A 20,498-nucleotide genomic window follows, 5' to 3' on the forward strand; every position below is an offset into this window, starting at 1 on the left:
AATATTGGCTATTCCGCGCTTATACATTGGACGTAGATCCTGGAACATGGATCTTGGACACCGTCCCCCAGCATGCCAGGATAGCCGACATTACGTGGTTAAATCACTACATCGCTGTATCACCACATACATGCATTACCACAATATGCATTACCACCATACGAAGTCGCCTTACCCCGTGACTTCCCCAGGTATCGCAAGGGAGCGCCCCTGATCATGGTTCGTCACGACCTTATCCAACGCATACGCGACCGACTGGAAGAGCTCAATCGTTCCGAGCGCAAGGTCGCCGATGTCATCCTCGCCGATCCCGCGGCCGCTACCGGCATGAGTATTGCCAGTCTGGCCCAGGCGGCTTCGGTCAGCGAGCCGACCGTCAACCGCTTCTGCCGTAATTTCGATGCCAAGGGCTACCCCGACTTCAAGATCCAGCTGGCTCAAAGTCTGGCAGGTGGTACTCCTTATGTCAGCCAGGCGGTGGAACCGGATGATTCAGCGGAAGCCTATACCGGCAAGATCTTCGGCGCGACCATCGCCGCCCTCGATCTGGCGCGCCGTGAGGTCTCTCCTGCTCGGGTCGATCGCATGGTCGATTACCTGATCCAGGCCAAGCAGATTCACTTCTTTGGTCTGGGGGCTTCGGGTGCCGTCGCTCAGGACGCACAACACAAGTTCTTCCGCTTCAACCTGCCGGTGACGGCTTACGTCGATGTGCTGATGCAGCGCATGGTCGCCTCGGCCTGCCACACCGGCGATGTGGTGGTCATGCTCTCCTACACCGGGCGCACCCGTGAGCTGGTCGACATTGCCGCCCTCGCTCGCGAGAACGACGCTGTGGTGCTGGGCATTACTGCCCCTGATTCGCCGTTGGCTCGACAGTGCACCGAGACGCTCGACATCAGTGCTCCGGAAGATACCGAGCACTATATGCCGATGACCTCGCGCATGATCCAGCTGGCACTGATCGATGTCCTGGCCACCGGTGTAACCCTGCGTCGAGGTGAAGACTTCCTGCACCATCTCAAGAAGATCAAGGACAGTCTCCGAGATACTCGCTACCCTCTCGAGCACTGACCTCCCTCCAGGCATAATCCTCGCGCCGCCGGTACCCGGCAGCGCGAGGGTCAAGCGGCCCCAGGCTGATTCGCGGTACAGGGTTCTGCCACAGCAGCGGTCACCGCTATAATGCCGACCATCGACTTCAATCGGGATACCTGAATATGCGCCATACCCTGTCCGCGCTGGGGCTGATTCTGCTTGCCGGGCCACTCGCCGCCACTTCTGCCATGGCCGACACCTTCCGTTTCACGGCGATCCCGGACGAGGATGAATCACGCCTCGTCGAACGCTTCACCAAAGTCGCCGATTATCTCGAGGAGCAACTGGGTGTCGACGTCGAGTATGTGCCGGTCAAGTCCTATGGCGCCGCCGTGACCGCCTTCCGCAACAACCAGGTACAACTGGCCTGGTTCGGTGGTCTATCCGGCGTCCAGGCGAGGCGTCTGGTACCCGACTCTGTAGCCCTGGCGCAGGGGGCAGAGGATGCCGCCTTCACCAGCTACTTCATTGCCCACGACAGCACCGGGCTGGAATCCGGCGATGAACTACCGGATGCCGTAGAAGGTATGACCTTCACCTTCGGCGCCAAGACCTCCACCTCGGGCCGCCTGATGCCGGAACATTATCTTCGCCAGCGATTCGGAGCAGATCCCGAGGAAACCTTCTCGAGGGTTGGCTTCTCCGGCGACCACTCGCGCACCATCGCACTGGTCGAGGCCGGCACCTACGATATCGGGGCGGTCAACTTCAGTGTCTGGGATGCCGCAGTCGAGGACGGACGTGTCGATACCGACAAGGTACAGATCATCTGGACCACGCCCAGCTACCCGGACTACCAGTGGACACTGCGAGGTGATGCAGACGAGCGCTTCGGTGATGGCTTCACCGACGATGTTCGCCAGGTACTGCTGGATATGACCGATCCCGAGCTGCTCGCGAGCTTCCCACGCTCCGGATTCATTCCCGCCGACAACAGCATGTATGCCCCGATCGAGGAAGTGGCCGAGAATCTCGGTCTGGTACGCTGATGACAGCCGAGGTGCTGGTCGAGCTTGACCAGGAATCGCTGGGTTACGGCGACCAGGTCATCATCCGTGACGTCAGCCTGTCATTGCATGCTGGAGAACGGGTAGCCCTGCTGGGAGAAAGTGGCGTCGGCAAGTCCACGCTACTGGCTGCTCTCCGTCAGCGCCTCGGACAACAGGCCGCCTGGTGCCCTCAGCACCATGGTCTGGTTGGCCCTCTGTCGGTGTATCTCAACATCTATATGGGGCGCCTCGACCAGCATTCGGCGCTGGTCAATCTGTGGAACCTGGCTCGCCCATTGCCGCGTGCGTGGCAGGAAATCGCCGAGTTGTGCGGCCCGCTGGGACTCGAAGGAATGATGAAGCGCTCGGTGTCGCGGCTCTCCGGCGGTCAGCGACAGCGTGTCGCCATCGGTCGCGCCCTTCATCAACAACGCGACATCTTCCTCGGCGACGAACCCGTGGCCAGCGTAGACCCGCACCAGGCGCTGGGGTTGCTGGAGATGATCGACCAACGTCATCGTGGCTCCATCATCGCCCTGCACCAGCGCGAGTTGGCGCTGACACACTTTGATCGTGTCTGGGGCCTTGCCGATGGCCGATTGGTGCTCGATGCTCCGAGCAACCGCTTGAGCCTGGCCGATCTCGACGCCCTCTACCCCAGTGCCGTCGCCTCCCTCCCGGAATCCACCACAGTACAGGCGCAAGAGAAGTCCGCTACGCCCGAGGGTTCACTGCGCTGTCATCGAGGGCGCTCGTGAGTCTGAAATACGGTGATCGTTATCCAGGGCTATTGCGTGGCACGGGCATCGGCGCTCGGCTGGCTCGCCATAGTCTGACCCTGCTCGCGATCACCCTGCTGCTCATGCCACTGGCCGATCTCCATGTCCTCAGCCGTGATCCCTGGGCGGAACTGGGGCGCATTGCCCAGGGCCTGTTGATGCCCCATTTCGGTAGCATCGATGCACCGTTCAAGGCGCTCGGCCTGACCGTATCTGTTGCCCTCTGGGGTACGCTGGCGGGAGTTGTACTGGGCTTCCCGCTGGCCCTGTTGTTCTCTCGCTCGCGTCTGGTCAGGGCCGGTTGTGCGTTTGTCCGTGCCATCCACGAACTGTTCTGGGCACTGCTGTTTCTACAGATATTCGGACTCTCTGCACTGACGGCGCTGGCTGCTCTGGCCATCCCCTATGCCGGTATCTTTGCCAAGGTCTACGCCGAGATTCTGGAGAGCACGCCTTCCGCTGCCGATGACGCCCTCCCCCAGGGGACAGGGCGCCTGTCGCGCTTCCTCTATTGCGAACTGCCACTGGCTTTCGGTCAACTGGCCGCCTACACCCGCTACCGCTTCGAATGTGGGCTACGCGCCAGTGTGCTGCTGGGTTTCGTGGGCTTGCCCACACTCGGTTTCCAATTGGAGAGTGCCTTTCGCGAAGGACGCTATTTCGAGGCCGGGGCGGTGATGTGGTTGTTCTATGCACTGATTGCCAGCCTCCCCTGGTGGGCACATCGGCGCCTGCTGCTACCGCTGACCCTGGGCAGCCTGTTGCTGCTCGGTCCCTGGCCACAGATTGATGGCGCCCTACTGTGGCGTTTCCTGTCCACCGATATCTGGCCAGCTCCTCTACTCAGCGGTGATCTGCCGGGACTTGTCGCCTGGGCACGCGACATTCCCGAGCTTCTGCCGGCCATCGGCAATACCCTGCTACTGGGTCTACTGGGGACTGCCGGCAGCCTGGTGATTGCCATGCTGCTTTGGCCGCTGGCTTCACGGCATTTCGGTAATCGGCTGACTCGCGCCGCAGGATCCGGCCTGCTGGTATTTCTGCGTTCCACACCGGAGTTGATGCTGGCCTTCGTCTTCCTGCTGCTGCTGGGGCCTTCACTGTTACCCGCCTGGCTGGCTCTGGCGCTGCACAACGGCGCCCTGATCGCCTTTCTTGTCGCCCGCCACGCAGACTCTCTTGAACCGGGAATGCCAGACCTTCCCGCCAGCGGACGTCTGGCCTACGAGCTGCTGCCACGGGTCTATCCAGGCCTACTCGCCCTGCTCTACTACCGTGCCGAGGTGATTCTGCGCGAGAGCGCTATCCTCGGCATGCTGGGAGTAGCGACTCTGGGCTACGTGATCGACGACTACTTCCAGACCCTGATGTTCGATGTGGCCTTCGCCCTGCTGCTGATTACCGCTTGCCTCAACGTGCTGGTCGATGCACTGGCACGCCGCCTCAGACCCAGAGATGTCACCCACGACGATCCCTGTCTGCGTCAGGAGCAACTGAGCTATCCAAGGTGAGCTTCGAGCCACGAGTATGCTGCGCTCGAGCTGCTCGTGGCTCGTAGCTATTAACATGGCAATCAAATAGCTCATCCTGATCGATTTGATTGTCGTCCGCACCACACTGGTGCAGATGCGCGGATCTGCTGGTGTGGTGCGGCCTCGCGTCGGCCTGATGGCCGACGGCGACACGTCCCTGTGTCGCCATTAACCCAACATAAAAGCATGCCGGGTTAATAACTCAATCAGGCATCAACCAGTGCCGTAATGGTGATCTCGACACGCAGTTCCCTGGCCGGCATCGGCGCGACGACGCAGGTACGAGCCGGGGCATGCCCTTCCGGTACCCAGCTATCCCAGACCTCATTCATGGCCGCAAAGTCAGCGCCATCCGCCAGGTAGATGGTGGCACTGAGCATCTGCTCGCGACTGCTGTTGATTTCCTTCAACAGCGCATCGACGCGCGCCAGCATGCTTTCGGTCTGCTCCTTGATATCACCGTTACGCGCTTCCGGGCCTGCGACCTGGCCACACAGCCAGGCTGTCCCATTGTGAATCACTGCACGGCTCATACGGGCCTGGGTGTCATGACGCTGAATGCTCATTCCTCAACCTCCTTGAAAAGTTTTTATTACTAAAAACACCGAACATCTCATTAATATCAACCATTCATGGCGGCAGTTATTAATATCGAATGCGGCATATCGGAAAATATATCGAATCCTGACCTATTACTGATACTCATTTTTCACGCATTTCATCAAATGGCCATGTCAGGAATCCATGCCTCCAGCGACACAGAAACAGCAGCGCAATAACAGCTGCTTTCGTAAATAACCATGAGGATCTTGTCCATGAAACGCTCAATGATGATGGCTGCAGTACTGACGACCGCAATGGCTCAGGCTGGCATGGCTACCAGCGCACTGGCCGCTGACGATGAAGCCATGGAAAAGTGCTATGGCGTCGCCCTCGCTGGCGAGAACGATTGCAAGGCTGGGCCCGGTACTACCTGTGCAGGCACCTCTACTGTCGACTACCAGGGTAATGCCTGGACACTGGTTCCTGAAGGCACCTGTACCAGCATCGAGACCCCTCACGGCATGGGTAGCCTGAGTGAAGTCGAGCGCCCCTGAAGCCCGCTCGCTCCTGACCATATCGCGCCTCGGGTGCGATATGGCCTACACCATCCATTACCGCCGGGGTATGGCCATGACGCTGCCACACCAACCTGATCTGGTATCTGGTGCCATCGGCATCGGCCTCAAACACCAGCATGCCGATGCGCTACTGGAGATTGACTCAGGGCCAGACTTCCTCGAACTACACGCCGAGAACTACATGAACGCCGGCGGCCCAGTGCAGGAACGATTGCTGTCTCTTGCCGCCCGCTATCCGTTATCCGTGCATGGCGTCGGCATGTCGCTGGGCAGCGCCGAAGGTATCGACCCCCGACACCTGGAGCGCCTCAAGCAACTGGTCGACACGCTTCAACCCGCTCTGGTATCCGAACATCTGGCCTGGAGCCGGCTCGACGGACACAGCTACAACGACCTGCTGCCGGTACCTCTCACCGAGGAATCACTGGAGGTTCTGTGTGCCAATATCGACTGCATACAACAGCGTCTCGGGCGGCGTATCCTGGTGGAGAACCCCAGTCTCTACGTGAGACTCGACGCCCTCAATACCTTCACGGAAACCGACTTTCTCGATCGCATCATCGAACGCACCGGTTGCGGCCTGCTGTTTGACGTCAACAACGCCTTCATCAGTGCCGCCAACATGGAGCGCGACCTCGGCGGTTATCTTGCCGATATTCCCTGGCATGCCGTTGGCGAGTGGCACCTCGCGGGCCACAGCCTGGATGAGCAGGCTTCACCGCCACTCTATATCGACGATCACGGTAGTCCTGTCACCGATGCTGTCTGGCACCTCTATCAACAGGTCATACGTCTGGCGCCGCAAATACCGACCCTGATCGAATGGGACAACAATGTCCCTTCGTTGACACGCTGGCTGGAGGAAGCCGACCTGGCTCATCGTCAGCGTCACACGACTCTCGGCACCGGTGATACCGCCCCCTTCGTCGCTTCGAGGGCAGTATCATGAGCGGTCTCGCCGACTGGCAACAGCGCTTCGTAGATGCCATGCAACGTCCCGGCAAGGCGGATGCCGATCTCGGTCAGCTCAATGGCCTGGATGTCTACCGCAACAACATCCGCACCAGCCTGATCGCGGCACTCGGCGAAGCCTATCCACATACGCGCCAACTGCTGGGTGAGCGATTCTTCGACACCATGGCCAACGACCATGTGCTGGAATCTCCACCGACGGACCCCCGCCTGAATCGCTATGGCCGGGACCTGGCCGAGCGACTCGACACTCTGCCCAGTCTCGAGAACTATTGCTTTGTTGGCGATATCTGCCGCCTCGAGTGCGCACGACTGGAAGTCAGCCGTGCCGCTGAAGCCCCGGCTCTTACCCCGGAACAGCTGGCGGAACTGAACCTTGAATCCCTGCATGCCTCACCACTACCGGCCAGTCGTCATGTTCACTGTCGGCATGATGTGGAGGCACTCTGGCATAGCCTGGAGCAGGGCTCGCCGACCGCCAGCCTTGGCCATGGCGGACCAGGCGACTGGCTGATACTGCGCCACCAGCAACGAGTCCGCCTGACTCGACTGGATAGCACCACAGCGCAACTCTATTGCTCCATCAGCCCCGACCAGCCCCTCGGCGACATCCTTGAAGCATTGATGGCCGAACTCGACTCCCCCGATACGCTGGGTATGGCGCTAGGCAACCTGCTGGCACTGGGCGCCCTGACCATCGCCACACCATCCGCAGACACATGACTACCCGAAAACGCATCACCAACTACCGCACACCATTCACTACTGCATACCACTATTCAGAAAAATGAACAGGAATACCCCATATGACCTTTATTCAATGTCTGGTGACGGTCTTCAGAGAGCAGCTTCGCCCACGGCTCGAGCGCTTCCCGCTGGATCCAGTGCTGCTGCTGATGCGCGTGGTCATCGGCAGCGTGTTCTTCCTGTCAGCGCTGACCAAGGTGGAGGGTTTCGGGCTGGCGCCCAGCACCTACTTTCTGTTCAGCGAAGAATATGCGCTGCCGATCCTGCCGCCCGAGCTGGCCGCCTGGCTGGCAACCATCGGTGAGTTCTCGTTTTCGTTGCTGATCTGGGCGGGGCTGGGGACCAGATTGGCGGCACTGGGGCTGCTGACGATGACGGCGGTGATCCAGACCTTCGTCTATCCCGACGCTTGGGTCACCCATGGCCTCTGGGCCGCCAGTCTGCTGGTGTTGATACTGCGCGGCCCGGGGGTGGTATCAGTGGATTATCTGATCGAAAGGATATGTCGGAGGAAGTGAGCTTCGAGCCGGCTATATTCGTTCCAGACGAATAATCGCACTTCCCACATCCATGTGGGTCGCGAGTAACGAGCTGTCCAGTGCCGCCCCATGGATCACAGACAAGCCCAGCCTCGAGACTCGAGCCTGGGTTCGGGGTTACTTACAGCTTAAAACTTACAGCTTGTAGCTCTATGCTCAGCGCAACAGCAGCACCGGCACGTTGGCTCCCCGCAATACACCGGTGGTCGTGCTGCCAACCAGCAGGTGGCGGATGCGGGTATGGCCGTAGGCGCCCATCACGATCATGTCTATGCCGTGCTCCTGCTGCCAGGTACGCAGTGACTCCTCCACTTCACCGGCGACGATATCGCCATTGGCGTCATGGCCGGCATCACGCAGTGTGGCCAGTGCCCACTCCAGTTGTGAGCGCTGGTCACCGGTATCGGCACCGACCATCACCACATCACAGGCTATGCCCTTGAACAACGGGCTACTGGCCAGCATCTCGACGCCCTTGCGGGTCGTCTTGCTGCCGTCGAAGGCAATCATCACCCGCTGAGGGACAGCGAACTCTCCCGGCACCATGAGTATCGGGCGATGCATGCTGCGCACCACCCGCTCGAGGTTGGAACCCAGGTGCTCGCTGGCCTGTTGAGCCGTTTCGCCACGCTTGCCGATCACCAGCAGGCGAATATCGCTCTCGAGCTCAACCAGCGTTTCGACCACGGTGCCGTTGCGCTGCCGTGATGCCGGATCGCTGATACCCTGCTCCACAGCGCGCTCCGTCGCTGCCTTGAGCAGACCACGCCCGTACTCCTGGGCAATCTTCGCCCGTCGTTCATCAAGGCTGGCCAGTTCCTCGAGCAGGTGTTCCCTGGCCCCCAGCCCGATATTGCCGGTCAGGTCAGCCTCTGCCGTCTGCGGGTGGTTATCCACCACATGCAGGAATGCCAGCGGCGCATCCAGCGCCTTGCTGGCCCAGGCCGCACCGTCGCAAACACCTTCGGAGAACTGCGAGCCGTCGATGGCGGCCATTACCTGTTCTGTCATTGTGTTGTTCCTTGTTCCAATCCTTTCCAAATCCAGGCGCTTGAACCTGAACCTAGTGACCGCCCATCAGCTTTTCCACTGCAGCGGGATCGTCGTGGATGGCAAAACGATCGACAACGGTCGCACTGGCTTCGTTGAGCCCGATCAGCTCCACCTCGGTGCCTTCGCGACGGAACTTGATCACCACCATATCAAGAGCCTGCACGGAGGTGATATCCCAGAAATGGGCACTCGACAGGTCGATCACCACCTTCTCGTTACTTTCCTTGAAATCGAAGGCTTCGGAGAAGTGTTTCGAAGAAGCAAAGAACACCTGGCCGACCACCCGATAACGACGTCCATTGCCGTTCTCGAATTCATCACTGGCGATGTGCAGAAAGTTGCCCACCTTGTTGGCAAAGAACAACGCGGCCAGCAAGACGCCGACAAAGACCCCGATCGCCAGGTTATGGGTCGCCACGACCACGGCCACCGTGGTCACCATGACGATATTGGACGACAGCGGATGCTTCTTGAGGTCACGCAATGAACTCCAGCTGAAGGTACCGATGGAGACCATGATCATTACCGCCACCAGTGCGGCCATGGGAATACGTGATACCCAGTCGGACAGGAATACCACCATCAGCAGCAGGAAGACACCAGCGAGGAATGTCGACAGGCGCCCACGACCACCGGATTTGATGTTGATCACCGACTGGCCGATCATCGCGCACCCGGCCATGCCACCGAGCAGACCGGTGCCGATATTGGCCAGACCCTGGCCCTTGCACTCACGGTTCTTGTCGCTGGGCGTATCGGTCAGATCATCGACAATGGTGGCGGTCATCATCGACTCGAGCAGGCCGACCACCGTCAGCATCACCGCATAGGGGAAGATGATCGCCAGGGTTTCCAGATTGAGCGGCACATCCGGCCACAGGAACATCGGCAGAGTATCCGGCAGCTCGCCCATATCACCGACGGTGCGAATATCCATACCGGTCGCCAGGTACACGCCAGTCAGCACCAGAATACAGACCAGCGGAGACGGCAGTGTCTTGCCGATCACCGGGATGTAGGGGAACAGATAGATGATCGCCAGTCCGGCCACCGTCATCGCATAGACGTGCCAGGTGACGTTGGTCAGCTCGGGCAACTGGGCCATGAAGATCAGAATCGCCAGCGCATTGACGAAGCCGGTCACCACCGAACGCGAGACGAAGCGCATCAGGTCGGCCAGGCGTAGATAACCGGCCAGAATCTGCAGCACACCGGTCAACAGTGTCGCCGCCAGCAGATACTCCAGACCATGCTCCTTGACGAGGGTCACCATCAACAGCGCCATGGCGCCAGTGGCCGCCGAGATCATTCCCGGACGCCCACCGGCAAAGGCGATGATCACGGCCATGGAGAAGGAAGCATAGAGGCCGATCTTGGGATCCACCCCGGCAATGATGGAAAAGGCAATCGCCTCGGGAATCAGGGCCAATGCCACCACGATGCCGGAGAGGGCGTCGCCCTTGATGTTGGAAAACCAGTCTTGCTTGATTGATCGAATCATTCGCAGGTCCAGATGCAGGCAGCCATGCCGTGTAGACATGGCACAGGTTGTTCAAGTCAGTAGGATGAGGGCACAGCAACGTCCGCCAGCCCTCGAAAAGGGCCGCGCACGGGAATTCTCGCCGACGGAAGCGGCGAAGTGAGGAGACCTAGGGCGGAGTCATACGCCTGGCGGTGAAGACGATCACGTCTATGAAATTCCTTGGTCTACAGGATTCAAGCGGTACAGGCATGAGCCTGGCGAGAAGCAGGCCCCTTGCCGAAAGGTAATGTTCCGGTGCCCCACCAACTGATGGGGCAGACACAGGATCGGCCAGGATTCTAACACTTCCCGGTCGTTAATGGCACTCCAGCTGGTCAGCCGACCGTGAGCCTACCTGCAGACACTCGCGCTGACATCCGGGCTGGAACAACCCACCTCGAAGTGTAAGGATTCCCGGGGGTCATCGACCAAGCATGAAACTGCTCAGGAATGAGACATGGAACAGTGCGCCCAGAATCAGGCCGCCAACCACAAGGCACCGATGGATGCCTTGCTACGCAGCCTCGAGCGACAGGGCTCTCATATTGAATGCCACCAACTCCGGCCACTGCCCGATACGGGGCTGGCACATTGGCACGTGCGCCTACCATGTCTGCGCAATATCGACGGATCTGCAAGACACATCTCTGCACACCGTGAGACCCACGCCTGCGGTCGAACCAGCGCCCAGCGGGATGACTGGGTGGCACGCATACCCAAGCAGAGCCAGATGCAACTCGATGCCGAACACAACCTCGCCTACCAGGCAGCCTGCTTCGCACGAGCCCAGGCCGGAGGTCATACGCCCCGACTACATGGCTGCCTGCCCTGCGATGACTTGTTACCTCGCGGCGCGCTGCTGGTGGAAGCCATTGACGGGCGCAGCGCCGACCTGCCCAATGACCTTCCGGCCATGACCGAGGCGCTCGCCAGCCTGCACCGCCTACCGCTACCAACGGCCAGCCAGCCCCTGGACTGCCCTCTTGATCCCTGGCAGGACATGCAACGTGAAATTCGCCACCAGGCGGAATATCTTCACGCTGCCGGACTCAGTCCGCATAGCCTTCAAGCCATCGAGCGCGCCCTGCGTACACTGCCGGAACGGCTTGAACATTCTCGTGATGCCACCCGGCTGATCAGCTTTGATGCCCATCCAGGCAATTTTCTGATCGAACGCACGGGTCGTGCCGTGTTGGTGGACCTGGAGAAATGTCGCTACTCATTACCTGGCTTTGATCTGGCTCATATGAGCCTTTACACCTCGACAACCTGGGACATCAATACTCGCGCTATCCTGTTTACCGAAGATATCGTAGCGCTCTATCAGCGCTGGCAGGATCGCATGGGCCCGGATCGACATGTCCAGAGTTGGCGAGACCTGATCGCCTGTCGCCAGGCCATGTGGCTATGGTCCGTAACCTGGTGCGCCAAGTGGAAGGCAACACAGCAACGCATGGCCGATTCCAGTCACCACGGCGAGGACTGGTCTTCACAGCTCAGTGATGACGCCTTGATTCAACACGTACGGAATCGCGTCGACCACTACCTGTCGCTGCCGATCCTCCAGCGAGTGATGCGCGAACTCAGGGAACTCGCTGATGCTGCCTGATGCACGCCCTTCACCCGCCCGACTCAGCGCATCCTGCACCACCTTGCAGAACAGTTTCGCGACAACCGATTGTACGCGCCGCCAGAGAACCTACCGTACGCTCTACAGGAACCAGGACAGGAAAGCCCATATGCCACAGCCTCCATGCCTTTCGCTCCCATGCCGGTGTCTCGCCGGAGCCCTGGTTCTTGCAGGAAAAGTGGGGCTTGCCGGAACACTGGGCCTGGCCCTGACAGCGACCTCCGCCATGGCCGATACGCTGCCCAATGACTGGGCCGATGTCGAGCATCAGGCACAGGGGCAGAGTCTGTACTGGAACGCCTGGGGAGGCGACTCCAACGTCAACGCCTATATCGACTGGGTCGGTGATCAGCTCGAACAACGCTGGGATATCGAGCTCGTACACGTCAAGCTGGACGATACCGCTGCAGCGGTATCCCGAGTGCTGGCCGAGAAGTCTGCCGGCAACGACGACCGGGGAGCCATCGACCTGATCTGGATCAACGGCGAGAACTTCGCGGCCATGAAAGCCAATGACCTGCTTTTTGGCCCCTGGGCCGAGCACCTGCCCAACTTCGCGCTGACCAATCCATCGCAACAGGCGGAAATGACCACGGACTTCACCATTCCTACCGAAGGCTACGAGTCGCCCTGGGGCAAGGCGCAGTTGACCTTCTATTACGATAGCCAGCGCGTCGAGAATCCCCCTCGAGACCTCACCGAACTGCTGGCGTGGGCGGAACAGAATCCCGGGCGCTTTGCCTATCCGCTGGTACCCGATTTCCACGGTTCGACCTTTCTCAAGCAGGCGCTCATCGAACTGAGCGAGGATCCCGAGGTCCTGCAACAACCCGCGGAAGAAGCAGACATCGAGACGGTTACCGCCCCGCTCTGGGCTTATCTGGATCAGTTGCACCCCTGGTTGTGGCGCCAGGGGCAGCATTTCCCCTCGTCAGGTCCAGAGCTGAAGAGTCTGATGGGCGACGGTGAACTGTGGTTGGCCTTCACCTTCAACCCTGCCGAGCCAGCCGCCGCCGTGGCCAGTTACCAACTGCCGCCCTCGACACGCAGCTATGTGCTGGACAACGGCACCATCGGCAATGTCCATTTCGTGGCGATTCCCTTCAATGCCAGCCACAAGGCAGCGGCGATGGTTGCCGCCAACTTCCTGCTGTCACCGGAGGCCCAGGCATACAAGCAACGTCTCGATGTATGGGGCGATCCCAGCGTGCTGGATCTTGATCTGCTGAGCGAGCAGCAGCGCCTGGCGCTCACGCCCGCGGATGAATCCCCGGCTCGCCTGCCTGCGGAGGCCCTGAGTAGAACGCTACCCGAGCCTCACCCCAGTTGGATGGAAGCGGTGGAAAAAGGTTGGCTGGAGCGCTATGGCAGCCACTGATACCTCTTCCGCTGGTCACGGCTCTCACCGTCATGCCGGGCACCAGCGTACGGTCTGGACACGCCTGGTCGGCTGGGCACCACTACTGACCGTTATTCTTCTGGTAGGGCCAGTGGCCGCTGGCCTGGCCGGTGCGGCAGGTCCGGCATTCGGCTGGCTACCTGCGCTGGGCGGCAACCGACTGAGTCTTGCTCCCTGGCAGGAGCTGCTGGGCACTCCCGGCCTGGACAGCATGGTCCGTCTAAGTGTGGTGACCGGTCTGGCAAGTACGGCTCTGGCCCTGACCATTGTCGTGCTGTGCCTTGCAACCTTCGCCGAGACCCGCTCCTTCAGGTGGATACAGCGCCTGTTGTCGCCACTGCTGGCGGTACCTCATGCCGCCGCCGCCATCGGTATCGCCTTTCTGCTCGCGCCCTCGGGGCTGCTGATGCGGCTGCTGTCTCCAGCGCTGACTGGCTTCGAGGTGCCTCCCGACTACCTGTTCCCCGGCGATCACAGCGGTCTGGCCTTGATCATCGGTCTGGTGGTGAAGGAGGTGCCCTTTCTGCTGCTGGTGAGCCTGGCGGCGCTACCGCAGTGTCAGGCCGATAAGCGGCGCCACATGGCTCTGGCTCTGGGCTATGCCCCGGTGACGGCCTTCCTCAAGGCGGTACTGCCCTCGCTCTATCCATTGATCCGATTGCCGGTGTATGCGGTGATCGCCTTCTCGTCGTCGAACGTTGAAGTGGCAATGATTCTCGGCCCCTCGACGCCACCACCACTGGCCGTAAGCGTCGTCCACTGGCTGGCCGACCCGGACTTGAGCCAACGCTTCATGGCCTCGGCGGGAGCACTGCTGCAGCTCGGAGTGACGCTTGCCGCCCTGCTGAGCTGGTGGTTGCTGGAGCGCCTTGTTGCCTGGCTGAGCCGTTCACTGCTGGAAAATGGCCAGCGCCGGACCGCCGCCACTTTCGGCCGCCTGCTGGGCAGTTGCCTGTCCTGGTTGAGCATCGGCCTACTGGTAGCCAGTCTGGGCGGCCTGCTGCTGTGGTCGATGGCTACCTGGTGGCCCTTTCCATCGGCCTGGCCGGAGCCATTGACGTTTGCCAACTGGCGACGTGCACTGGATAGTCTGGGCCCCGCCACCCTGGACACACTGCTGGTGGCACTGGGCTCGTCATTGATCGCCATCCTGCTGGTCATCGGCTGTCTGGAAAGCGAGACCGTCAACCGCACCCGAATGGGCAAGGGAGCGACACTGGTGCTCTATCTGCCGTTGCTGATACCTCCGGTGGCCTTTCTCCAGGGGCTGGTTCAGCTTCAGGCTCAGCTGTCGATCACTCCCGGTATCGTGACGGTCATCCTCGGTCACTGCCTGTTCGTACTGCCATACATGTTCCTGTCGCTGGCCGAAAGCTATCGCCGTCTGGACCCTCGCTGGTCACAGCTGGCGGCTTCTCTCGGTCAATCACCCGGTGCTACCTTTGTTCGGGTGAGGTTGCCCATGCTATTGGCCCCGATCGCCGTGGCACTGGCCATTGGCCTGGCCATCAGCATCGGCCAGTATCTTCCGACCCTGCTTCTTGGCGCAGGCCGCCTGACCACCCTGACCACCGAGGCCGTTACTCTGGCTTCCGGCGGTGACCGACGCCTGACCGCTGTCTATGCCCTGGCGCAGTTGATGCTGCCTGCTCTGGGCTTCGCCCTCGCCCTACTGCTGCCGCGCCTGATCTATCGTCAGCGCCGCGCATTGCAACACTGAAAAATGCCGATGAGATCCCCATGACCAGGCACGATCGACTTCCCAACGACAGCACGCGCCAGCAGGCCCTGCATTTCGATCAGGTCGAGCTTCATCTCGGCTCCAGACCAATCGTCCGACTCGACACCGAGATCGCCCCAGGCGAGGTCGTCAGCGTCATGGGTCCCTCGGGAGTCGGCAAGTCGACGCTGCTGGCCTTCGCCGCCGGCTTTCTGGCACCAGCCTTTCAGGCTCGTGGTCATGTGCGTCTTGGTGACAGCGATCTGACTCATCTGCCGGCCGAGGCTCGACGTCTGGGACTGCTGTTCCAGGATCCACTGCTGTTTCCGCACTTGAGCGTCGGTGGCAACCTCGCCTTCGGCATGCCGCCGGGCACCTCTCGTCATCTACGTCGGCAACGGGTCGAGCAGGCCCTGGCTGATATCGAACTGGAAGGGTTTGCCGACCGTGACCCCGCGACCCTGTCCGGCGGCCAACGCGCTCGGGTAGCACTGATGCGGGTATTGTTGTCACAGCCTCATGCCATTCTGCTTGATGAGCCCTTCTCGCGCCTGGATACCACTCTACGCCACGACATGCGACAACTGGTCTTCGACAAGATCCGCCAGAGCGGCCTGCCGGCATTGATGGTGACCCACGACGAGGCGGATGCATCCCACGCCGGTGGACCGGTAATAGCCCTGCAGCCATTGGGCGGCGAATCGATAACCTCCCAGCCGATGCGAGGCTCGCATGCCCCCGGTTGACCTGCGCAGTACGCCGCGACTGTCGATCATCCTGATCATGCTCAACGAGGCCGCCAGCATCCGTGCACGGCTGGAGGCCCTGCAACCACTGCGTGACCAGGGGGCCGAACTCATCGTTGTCGACGGTGGCAGCGAGGATGACAGCGCTCACCTGGCAGAGCCTCTGGCCGATCAGTTGCTGGTTACCTCGGCTGGCCGCGCTCACCAGTTGAATCAAGGCGCCGCCCAGGCACGTGCCGGCCTGCTGATGTTCCTGCATGCGGACACCACGCTACCAGGCAATGCCCCGCAGCTTGTCGAGCAGGCCCTGTCTCGACATCACTGGGGTCGTTTCGATGTACATATCGAGGGGCATTCACCCTGGCTCGCGGTGATCGCACGAATGATCAACCTGCGCTCACGACTCAGCGGTATTGCCACCGGCGATCAAGCCATGTTCATGAGGCACGACGGCTGGAAGCAAGTCGGCGGCTTTCCCGAACAGCCATTGATGGAAGATATCGAGATGTCGCGACGCCTCAAGCGCCTCTCGGCCCCCATCTGCCTGAAGGCCAGGGTGACCACGGATGGGCGCCGCTGGGAGCACGAGGGGGTCTTCGCCACCATATGGCTGATGTGGCGCTTGCGCTGGCGTTACTGGCGAGGCATCAGCCCGGCACAACTGGCCAGGGAATATCGAAATGTGCGCTGACGAGGTCACCACGGCGAATTTTCCACTGGCTATCCTCGCCAAGGCACCGGTAGCGGGTCAGGCCAAGACACGCTTGATTCCCACCCTGGGCGCAGAAGGTGCGGCCAGACTCCAGGCCGAGCTGATACGCCATACACTAAGCACTGCACTTCAGGCCACTCACTCATCCGCCGTTACGCTGTGGACGGCACTGGATCATCAACACCCGTTATTCCTCGAGCTTTCCGCACAGTTTGCCATAGCGTTGAAACCGCAACCCCAGGGAAAACTGGGGATACGCATGTATCATGCTCTTCACGCCATGGGGCAAGCGGGACTGCTGATTGGTACCGACTGCCCAATGCTTGATGCCGAATTATTGATTGCCTGTCAGCGATGCCTGACTGAATCCGACACGGTGTTTCTTCCCGCAGAAGATGGTGGATATGGCCTGGTTGGCGTACGTCGCCCTTCGCGGCAGCTGTTCACCGGCATCGACTGGGGCACGGCAGACGTCATGGCACAGACACGACAGCGACTCGAGGAAATGCAGTGGTCAAGCGTCTATCCTGCCACCATATGGGATGTGGATAGGCCCGATGATCTAGCAAGACTATATGCACTGAACGAACGGTTTCGTCACCCTCAGTGATTCCAATGAGATGCCAATACCTGACAGCTCGATATATCCTGGCGCCCCTTATTCAGGAAATAACAATTCAGCAAATACTGCGTTATTGCTCCCGAGCATCTGCTGTCACAAGAGAACAACACATGGGAACTATACACAGGAACTACGCAAGGCATAGGAGCGCCACAGAACATAGGAACGGCACAGAACACAGGAACGACACAAGCCTGTGACTGCCCAAGCGTGGTCAGGGTCTCCTTCCCCTGGACAATAAGCAATAGATCAACGACAAATGGACGCAAAGGACTGGAGATTCCAACGTGAGCGATACAACGCTTGAAGATCGTTACGCAAGACTGGCCAGGGTAAGGCCCCGCTTGCTGTCTTTTGCCCGCCTCCATCTACGAGATCACGCGGCAGCCGAGGATGCTGTACAGGAGGCCCTGATTGCAGCCATCGAGAAGAATGACAGCTTTTCCGGTCGCTCCGGTTATGAAACCTGGGTATTCGGTATTCTCAAGTACAAGTTGCTCGACCAGATGCGCCAGCAGAAACGTCAGGGCAAATGGGAGCCCTTCGACGATGATGCAGGCGAAGAGGTACTTGATCAGATGTTCAGGCGCAGCGGCCACTGGGCGCCCAACGCTGTCCCTCAATCCTGGGGAGAGCCGGACAAGGCACTGGAGAACGAGAGCTTCTGGCAGGTATTCGATGCCTGCATGCTGGCCCTGCCGGACAACGTGGCGAGGGTCTTCTCACTGCGCGAACTGATGGGACTGACCACGGAACAGATCTGTGAGGAAGTCGGCATCAAGGAGAACAATGCCTGGGTCATTCTCCATCGTGCACGCTTGAAACTACGCTCCTGTCTCGAAAAGGGATGGGTGGAGAACGCAGCATGATAATGTGTCGAGCCGCCACCAGGCTCATGTCGAAACAGCTTGATGTTTCTCTGACTCGCAGGGAGGCCACGCTGCTTCGTTTCCACGTAATGATGTGCAAGGCCTGTCGTCGTTGTCAGCAGCAATTCAACATGCTGCACGACATTGGCGACCCGTTTATCGAGCGTGCTCCAGACAGCACTGAGGACCTTGAGCGCCATCAGCAGGCTGTCGAACAGGCTCGCCTCTCGAGCAAGAGCGATACCGACGAATCCAACGACAAGACCGATTGATGTCTCCAGAGATGGCAGGCAGTCACCAGCAGAGCAGAATATCCATCAGTCGCCCCTCGGCTCCGTTGCCCTGCTCAGCAGAGCGCAACCCCGTGGTCCTGGTGCTCCGAGCTGGTGAGCCTGGCTTGCGGCCAGGATCTCACCAGATCACCCTACACTGCCACTCGACCGATCCTTCCATCCTCGCTGAATCCCACGGGACCTGACGCCTGCGTCTGGCCCTGCCATACAGCAAGACGAATAGCAGCAATTATCCTGTAAGGACCGCGTCAGCACAGCGACACAATAAAAAGGCGACCCGCACACTTGTGCCCAGCTGTCGAGTTACCGAGGATCCCGCATCATGTCCCAGCGTCCCACTCTGTTGCCCCTGGCACTATTCACCTTGCTGATAACGGCCAGCAGCGCGGCTCAGGCCATCGAGACAGGGTTCTCTCCCCAGGCCATACAGTCCTGGCCGGAGAAGTCCTTTGATGGCCATACGTCCTACAGTATCGTCCAGCGTGATGGTGTTGCGGTGCTGGAAGCTCACGCCAACGGCCAGGCCTCGGCAAAGTACCTGGAGCGTGAAATCGACCTCGAACGTACCCCCTGGTTGAAGTGGTGCTGGCAGGTTTCGGGAGTTCATCCACAACTGGATGAAACCACTCGCCAGGGCGACGACTATCCTGCACGTGTCTATGTTGCCCAACGCACCGGCCTACTGCCGTGGCAGGTAGAGTCAGTCAACTATGTCTGGTCATCCAATCAGCCGGTCGGCACTCGTTGGCCCAACGCCTTCACCGACAAGGCCCAGTTGCTGGCCGTGGAAAGCGGTGGCGAGCGGGTGGGTCAGTGGGTCTCGGTGGTGCGGGACGTACGCGCTGACTTCAGAGAGTTGTTCGGTAGCGACCCCGCCAGTATCGATGGCATCGCCTTGATGACCGATGGCGACAATGCCGGCGTCGATGCCCGCGCCTGGTTCAGCCGCCTGGTCTTCTCTTCCAATGGTCAGCCTCTCGACTGCCCCTGATCACTCTCGACCATCCATACCATCGACCGGCGATCCACTATCAGCATGGTGTCGTCTGTGCTGCACGCGCCGCTGCCGCCAACCCCAGTTGAGCCCAATGCAGCAGATCATCCTGATCATCAAGGACTGTTTCCGGCGGCTCGTAATATCCCAGCGTGACGTCCTTCCCTCGCGAGCGATAGACGAAAGGCTGGCACTCCTGGCGTGTGAAGTGCTCGAGATTGGCGGCATCAGCCTTCATGTACAGACGCCCCGCCGGAGTCACCACAGCAAACATCCGTCCATGCTGGAATAGCCCTGTGCAACCGAACATCCGTCGCGTCGCAACCGGGCCCAATGGCTCCAGTTGATCAAGAAGAAAGTCGAGGAAGGCGCTGGAAGCCGGCATATTGTCGTTCCATTACTTGTCATTCCACTATCCGAGTCGTTCGGCCAGTTCCACCAGATCAGCCACCGTTAGATCCGGCTCGATGCCCCAGGGATCAAAGGGCGCGTCCAGCGAGCGCCTCACCCAGACCGCATGCAGTCCAGCGTGACGTGCTCCGATGACATCGAAGGGGTTGCTGGAGACCAGCCAGCAGTCTCCCGGAGCCACCTCCAGCCTCATCCGCAGCAGCGCATAGACAGCGGGATCCGGCTTGAACCGCTTGACCTCCTCGACACTGATGATGTCATGAAAACAGTGGCGAATGCCGGCCTGCACCAGCAGCCCATCCACCGCCGCGAAACCACCGTTGGAAAAGGCCACACAGGTCACTCCTGCGCGGCGCAACTGCTCAAGCGCCTGAGGCACCTCGGCAAAGGCCGGCAGACAAGCGTAGAGCCCCATCAGATGGTCCTTGTCTGCTTCGGACAGGCCCGTCTGCAATGCACGATCCGTAAACTCCAGCGCCGCCTCGGTGCACTCGGAAAAGTCCGCCCAGGCCCCCATCAGGCCACGACGGAAGCTGTACTCCAGTTGCTTGTCCCGCCAGCGCCGGGAGAACTCCTGCGCCATCTCCCCCTTGCCGCCGCTGGACAGGCGCTGTTCCAGCTCGGCCACTACACCATGGGTATCGATCAGCGTCCCATAGACATCGAATGCCAATACCATCGCCATCGGCCCGCTCCCTGTCGACATGAATACCGTCTGCATGCTTATGCACAGTATAAATCCACAACATC

The 20,498-nt window shown here is 60.2% G+C and carries 23 protein-coding genes; 17 read left to right on the top strand and 6 right to left on the bottom strand.

Features of this window, described 5'->3' with window-relative positions; translation table 11 throughout:
• Positions 1 to 216 precede the first annotated feature (216 nt).
• The 4 genes from BUE38_RS09485 to BUE38_RS09500 all read left to right on the top strand — a co-directional run bounded on the left by BUE38_RS09485 (position 217) and on the right by BUE38_RS09500 (position 4,377).
• Positions 217 to 1,074: a MurR/RpiR family transcriptional regulator gene (locus BUE38_RS09485; protein ID WP_073434947.1), complete on the top strand. Its 858-nt coding sequence runs from the start codon at positions 217 to 219 to the stop codon at positions 1,072 to 1,074.
• 146 nt (positions 1,075 to 1,220) lie between these two features.
• Positions 1,221 to 2,087: a putative selenate ABC transporter substrate-binding protein gene (locus BUE38_RS09490; protein WP_073434948.1), complete on the top strand. Its 867-nt coding sequence runs from the start codon at positions 1,221 to 1,223 to the stop codon at positions 2,085 to 2,087.
• A complete protein-coding gene (locus BUE38_RS09495; RefSeq protein ID WP_084541846.1) occupies positions 2,087 to 2,845 on the top strand; it encodes an ATP-binding cassette domain-containing protein in 759 nt (252 codons plus the stop codon). Before BUE38_RS09490 ends, BUE38_RS09495 begins: the two co-directional genes overlap by 1 nt.
• Positions 2,842 to 4,377, top strand: a complete 1,536-nt coding sequence (locus BUE38_RS09500) for a PhnE/PtxC family ABC transporter permease (protein WP_234986858.1) — start codon at positions 2,842 to 2,844, stop codon at positions 4,375 to 4,377. The genes BUE38_RS09495 and BUE38_RS09500 overlap by 4 nt, the downstream gene beginning before the upstream one ends.
• Here BUE38_RS09500 and BUE38_RS22495 read toward each other — a convergent pair.
• Both BUE38_RS22495 and BUE38_RS09505 read right to left on the bottom strand, forming a co-directional pair.
• Positions 4,325 to 4,567, bottom strand: coding sequence for a hypothetical protein (locus BUE38_RS22495; RefSeq protein WP_143166261.1), 243 nt, complete (start codon positions 4,565 to 4,567; stop codon positions 4,325 to 4,327). The genes BUE38_RS09500 and BUE38_RS22495 overlap by 53 nt on opposite strands.
• A 37-nt stretch (positions 4,568 to 4,604) precedes the next feature.
• Positions 4,605 to 4,964, bottom strand: a complete 360-nt coding sequence (locus tag BUE38_RS09505; protein WP_073434949.1) for a RidA family protein — start codon at positions 4,962 to 4,964, stop codon at positions 4,605 to 4,607.
• Between the two features lie 249 nt (positions 4,965 to 5,213).
• Between BUE38_RS09505 and BUE38_RS09510 the strand changes: the two genes are divergently transcribed.
• The 4 genes from BUE38_RS09510 to BUE38_RS09525 all read left to right on the top strand — a co-directional run bounded on the left by BUE38_RS09510 (position 5,214) and on the right by BUE38_RS09525 (position 7,756).
• Complete coding sequence (locus BUE38_RS09510) at positions 5,214 to 5,495, top strand: BufA1 family periplasmic bufferin-type metallophore (RefSeq protein ID WP_073434950.1); 282 nt, start codon at positions 5,214 to 5,216, stop codon at positions 5,493 to 5,495.
• Positions 5,496 to 5,535: 40 nt separating this feature from the next.
• Entirely contained in the window at positions 5,536 to 6,468 is a 933-nt protein-coding gene (gene bufB, locus BUE38_RS09515) for an MNIO family bufferin maturase (protein WP_073434951.1), read from the top strand.
• Positions 6,465 to 7,214 carry an HvfC/BufC N-terminal domain-containing protein gene (locus BUE38_RS09520; RefSeq protein WP_073434952.1) on the top strand — a complete coding sequence of 250 codons (750 nt, stop codon included), beginning with the start codon at positions 6,465 to 6,467 and terminating at the stop codon, positions 7,212 to 7,214. The genes bufB and BUE38_RS09520 overlap by 4 nt, the downstream gene beginning before the upstream one ends.
• 83 nt (positions 7,215 to 7,297) lie before the next feature.
• Complete coding sequence (locus BUE38_RS09525; protein ID WP_073434953.1) at positions 7,298 to 7,756, top strand: DoxX family protein; 459 nt, start codon at positions 7,298 to 7,300, stop codon at positions 7,754 to 7,756.
• Positions 7,757 to 7,933: 177 nt separating this feature from the next.
• Here the strand turns inward: BUE38_RS09525 and BUE38_RS09530 are convergent, their stop codons facing one another.
• Positions 7,934 to 8,788, bottom strand: a complete 855-nt coding sequence (locus BUE38_RS09530) for a universal stress protein (protein WP_073434954.1) — start codon at positions 8,786 to 8,788, stop codon at positions 7,934 to 7,936.
• A gap of 52 nt (positions 8,789 to 8,840) precedes the next feature.
• Positions 8,841 to 10,331, bottom strand: a complete 1,491-nt coding sequence (locus BUE38_RS09535; protein ID WP_073434955.1) for a SulP family inorganic anion transporter — start codon at positions 10,329 to 10,331, stop codon at positions 8,841 to 8,843.
• A 478-nt stretch (positions 10,332 to 10,809) separates the two neighbouring features.
• On the opposite strand from BUE38_RS09535, the gene BUE38_RS09540 reads away from it, so the two are divergent.
• The 9 genes from BUE38_RS09540 to BUE38_RS09580 all read left to right on the top strand — a co-directional run bounded on the left by BUE38_RS09540 (position 10,810) and on the right by BUE38_RS09580 (position 19,334).
• Entirely contained in the window at positions 10,810 to 11,961 is a 1,152-nt protein-coding gene (locus BUE38_RS09540; protein ID WP_073434956.1) for a phosphotransferase, read from the top strand.
• A 247-nt stretch (positions 11,962 to 12,208) separates the two neighbouring features.
• Positions 12,209 to 13,360, top strand: a complete 1,152-nt coding sequence (locus BUE38_RS09545; protein ID WP_234986885.1) for an ABC transporter substrate-binding protein — start codon at positions 12,209 to 12,211, stop codon at positions 13,358 to 13,360.
• Entirely contained in the window at positions 13,347 to 15,101 is a 1,755-nt protein-coding gene (locus BUE38_RS09550) for an ABC transporter permease (RefSeq protein WP_143166262.1), read from the top strand. Before BUE38_RS09545 ends, BUE38_RS09550 begins: the two co-directional genes overlap by 14 nt.
• Positions 15,102 to 15,121: 20 nt before the next feature.
• Positions 15,122 to 15,847 carry an ATP-binding cassette domain-containing protein gene (locus BUE38_RS09555; RefSeq protein ID WP_084541847.1) on the top strand — a complete coding sequence of 242 codons (726 nt, stop codon included), beginning with the start codon at positions 15,122 to 15,124 and terminating at the stop codon, positions 15,845 to 15,847.
• Complete coding sequence (locus BUE38_RS09560) at positions 15,834 to 16,538, top strand: TIGR04283 family arsenosugar biosynthesis glycosyltransferase (RefSeq protein WP_073434958.1); 705 nt, start codon at positions 15,834 to 15,836, stop codon at positions 16,536 to 16,538. Before BUE38_RS09555 ends, BUE38_RS09560 begins: the two co-directional genes overlap by 14 nt.
• Positions 16,528 to 17,169, top strand: a complete 642-nt coding sequence (locus tag BUE38_RS09565) for a TIGR04282 family arsenosugar biosynthesis glycosyltransferase (RefSeq protein WP_073434959.1) — start codon at positions 16,528 to 16,530, stop codon at positions 17,167 to 17,169. Before BUE38_RS09560 ends, BUE38_RS09565 begins: the two co-directional genes overlap by 11 nt.
• A gap of 299 nt (positions 17,170 to 17,468) precedes the next feature.
• Complete coding sequence (locus BUE38_RS09570; protein WP_073434960.1) at positions 17,469 to 18,050, top strand: sigma-70 family RNA polymerase sigma factor; 582 nt, start codon at positions 17,469 to 17,471, stop codon at positions 18,048 to 18,050.
• Entirely contained in the window at positions 18,047 to 18,322 is a 276-nt protein-coding gene (locus BUE38_RS09575) for a zf-HC2 domain-containing protein (RefSeq protein ID WP_143166264.1), read from the top strand. The genes BUE38_RS09570 and BUE38_RS09575 overlap by 4 nt, the downstream gene beginning before the upstream one ends.
• Before the next feature lie 343 nt (positions 18,323 to 18,665).
• Entirely contained in the window at positions 18,666 to 19,334 is a 669-nt protein-coding gene (locus tag BUE38_RS09580; RefSeq protein WP_073434962.1) for a DUF3047 domain-containing protein, read from the top strand.
• Positions 19,335 to 19,374: 40 nt separating this feature from the next.
• On the opposite strand, the gene BUE38_RS09585 is transcribed toward BUE38_RS09580, so the two are convergent.
• Both BUE38_RS09585 and BUE38_RS09590 read right to left on the bottom strand, forming a co-directional pair.
• Positions 19,375 to 19,722 carry a TfoX/Sxy family protein gene (locus BUE38_RS09585; RefSeq protein ID WP_073434963.1) on the bottom strand — a complete coding sequence of 116 codons (348 nt, stop codon included), beginning with the start codon at positions 19,720 to 19,722 and terminating at the stop codon, positions 19,375 to 19,377.
• Between the two features lie 27 nt (positions 19,723 to 19,749).
• Positions 19,750 to 20,433, bottom strand: a complete 684-nt coding sequence (locus BUE38_RS09590; protein WP_073434964.1) for a haloacid dehalogenase type II — start codon at positions 20,431 to 20,433, stop codon at positions 19,750 to 19,752.
• Positions 20,434 to 20,498 lie beyond the last annotated feature (65 nt).

This window comes from Halomonas cupida, from assembly GCF_900142755.1.
GTDB lineage: Bacteria > Pseudomonadota > Gammaproteobacteria > Pseudomonadales > Halomonadaceae > Halomonas > Halomonas cupida.

What these genes read in the sequence shown, in the direction of transcription:
- BUE38_RS09485 (WP_073434947.1), top strand. Translation starts at nt 217, where the DNA reads ATGGTTCGTCACGACCTTATCCAACGCATACGCGACCGACTGGAAGAG.
- BUE38_RS09490 (WP_073434948.1), top strand. Translation starts at nt 1,221, where the DNA reads ATGCGCCATACCCTGTCCGCGCTGGGGCTGATTCTGCTTGCCGGGCCA.
- BUE38_RS09495 (WP_084541846.1), top strand. Translation starts at nt 2,087, where the DNA reads ATGACAGCCGAGGTGCTGGTCGAGCTTGACCAGGAATCGCTGGGTTAC.
- BUE38_RS22495 (WP_143166261.1), bottom strand. Translation starts at nt 4,567, where the DNA reads ATGGCGACACAGGGACGTGTCGCCGTCGGCCATCAGGCCGACGCGAGG.
- BUE38_RS09505 (WP_073434949.1), bottom strand. Translation starts at nt 4,964, where the DNA reads ATGAGCATTCAGCGTCATGACACCCAGGCCCGTATGAGCCGTGCAGTG.
- BUE38_RS09510 (WP_073434950.1), top strand. Translation starts at nt 5,214, where the DNA reads ATGAAACGCTCAATGATGATGGCTGCAGTACTGACGACCGCAATGGCT.
- bufB (WP_073434951.1), top strand. Translation starts at nt 5,536, where the DNA reads ATGGCCTACACCATCCATTACCGCCGGGGTATGGCCATGACGCTGCCA.
- BUE38_RS09520 (WP_073434952.1), top strand. Translation starts at nt 6,465, where the DNA reads ATGAGCGGTCTCGCCGACTGGCAACAGCGCTTCGTAGATGCCATGCAA.
- BUE38_RS09525 (WP_073434953.1), top strand. Translation starts at nt 7,298, where the DNA reads ATGACCTTTATTCAATGTCTGGTGACGGTCTTCAGAGAGCAGCTTCGC.
- BUE38_RS09530 (WP_073434954.1), bottom strand. Translation starts at nt 8,788, where the DNA reads ATGACAGAACAGGTAATGGCCGCCATCGACGGCTCGCAGTTCTCCGAA.
- BUE38_RS09535 (WP_073434955.1), bottom strand. Translation starts at nt 10,331, where the DNA reads ATGATTCGATCAATCAAGCAAGACTGGTTTTCCAACATCAAGGGCGAC.
- BUE38_RS09540 (WP_073434956.1), top strand. Translation starts at nt 10,810, where the DNA reads ATGGAACAGTGCGCCCAGAATCAGGCCGCCAACCACAAGGCACCGATG.
- BUE38_RS09545 (WP_234986885.1), top strand. Translation starts at nt 12,209, where the DNA reads ATGGCCGATACGCTGCCCAATGACTGGGCCGATGTCGAGCATCAGGCA.
- BUE38_RS09550 (WP_143166262.1), top strand. Translation starts at nt 13,347, where the DNA reads ATGGCAGCCACTGATACCTCTTCCGCTGGTCACGGCTCTCACCGTCAT.
- BUE38_RS09555 (WP_084541847.1), top strand. Translation starts at nt 15,122, where the DNA reads ATGACCAGGCACGATCGACTTCCCAACGACAGCACGCGCCAGCAGGCC.
- BUE38_RS09560 (WP_073434958.1), top strand. Translation starts at nt 15,834, where the DNA reads ATGCCCCCGGTTGACCTGCGCAGTACGCCGCGACTGTCGATCATCCTG.
- BUE38_RS09565 (WP_073434959.1), top strand. Translation starts at nt 16,528, where the DNA reads ATGTGCGCTGACGAGGTCACCACGGCGAATTTTCCACTGGCTATCCTC.
- BUE38_RS09575 (WP_143166264.1), top strand. Translation starts at nt 18,047, where the DNA reads ATGATAATGTGTCGAGCCGCCACCAGGCTCATGTCGAAACAGCTTGAT.
- BUE38_RS09580 (WP_073434962.1), top strand. Translation starts at nt 18,666, where the DNA reads ATGTCCCAGCGTCCCACTCTGTTGCCCCTGGCACTATTCACCTTGCTG.
- BUE38_RS09585 (WP_073434963.1), bottom strand. Translation starts at nt 19,722, where the DNA reads ATGCCGGCTTCCAGCGCCTTCCTCGACTTTCTTCTTGATCAACTGGAG.
- BUE38_RS09590 (WP_073434964.1), bottom strand. Translation starts at nt 20,433, where the DNA reads ATGGCGATGGTATTGGCATTCGATGTCTATGGGACGCTGATCGATACC.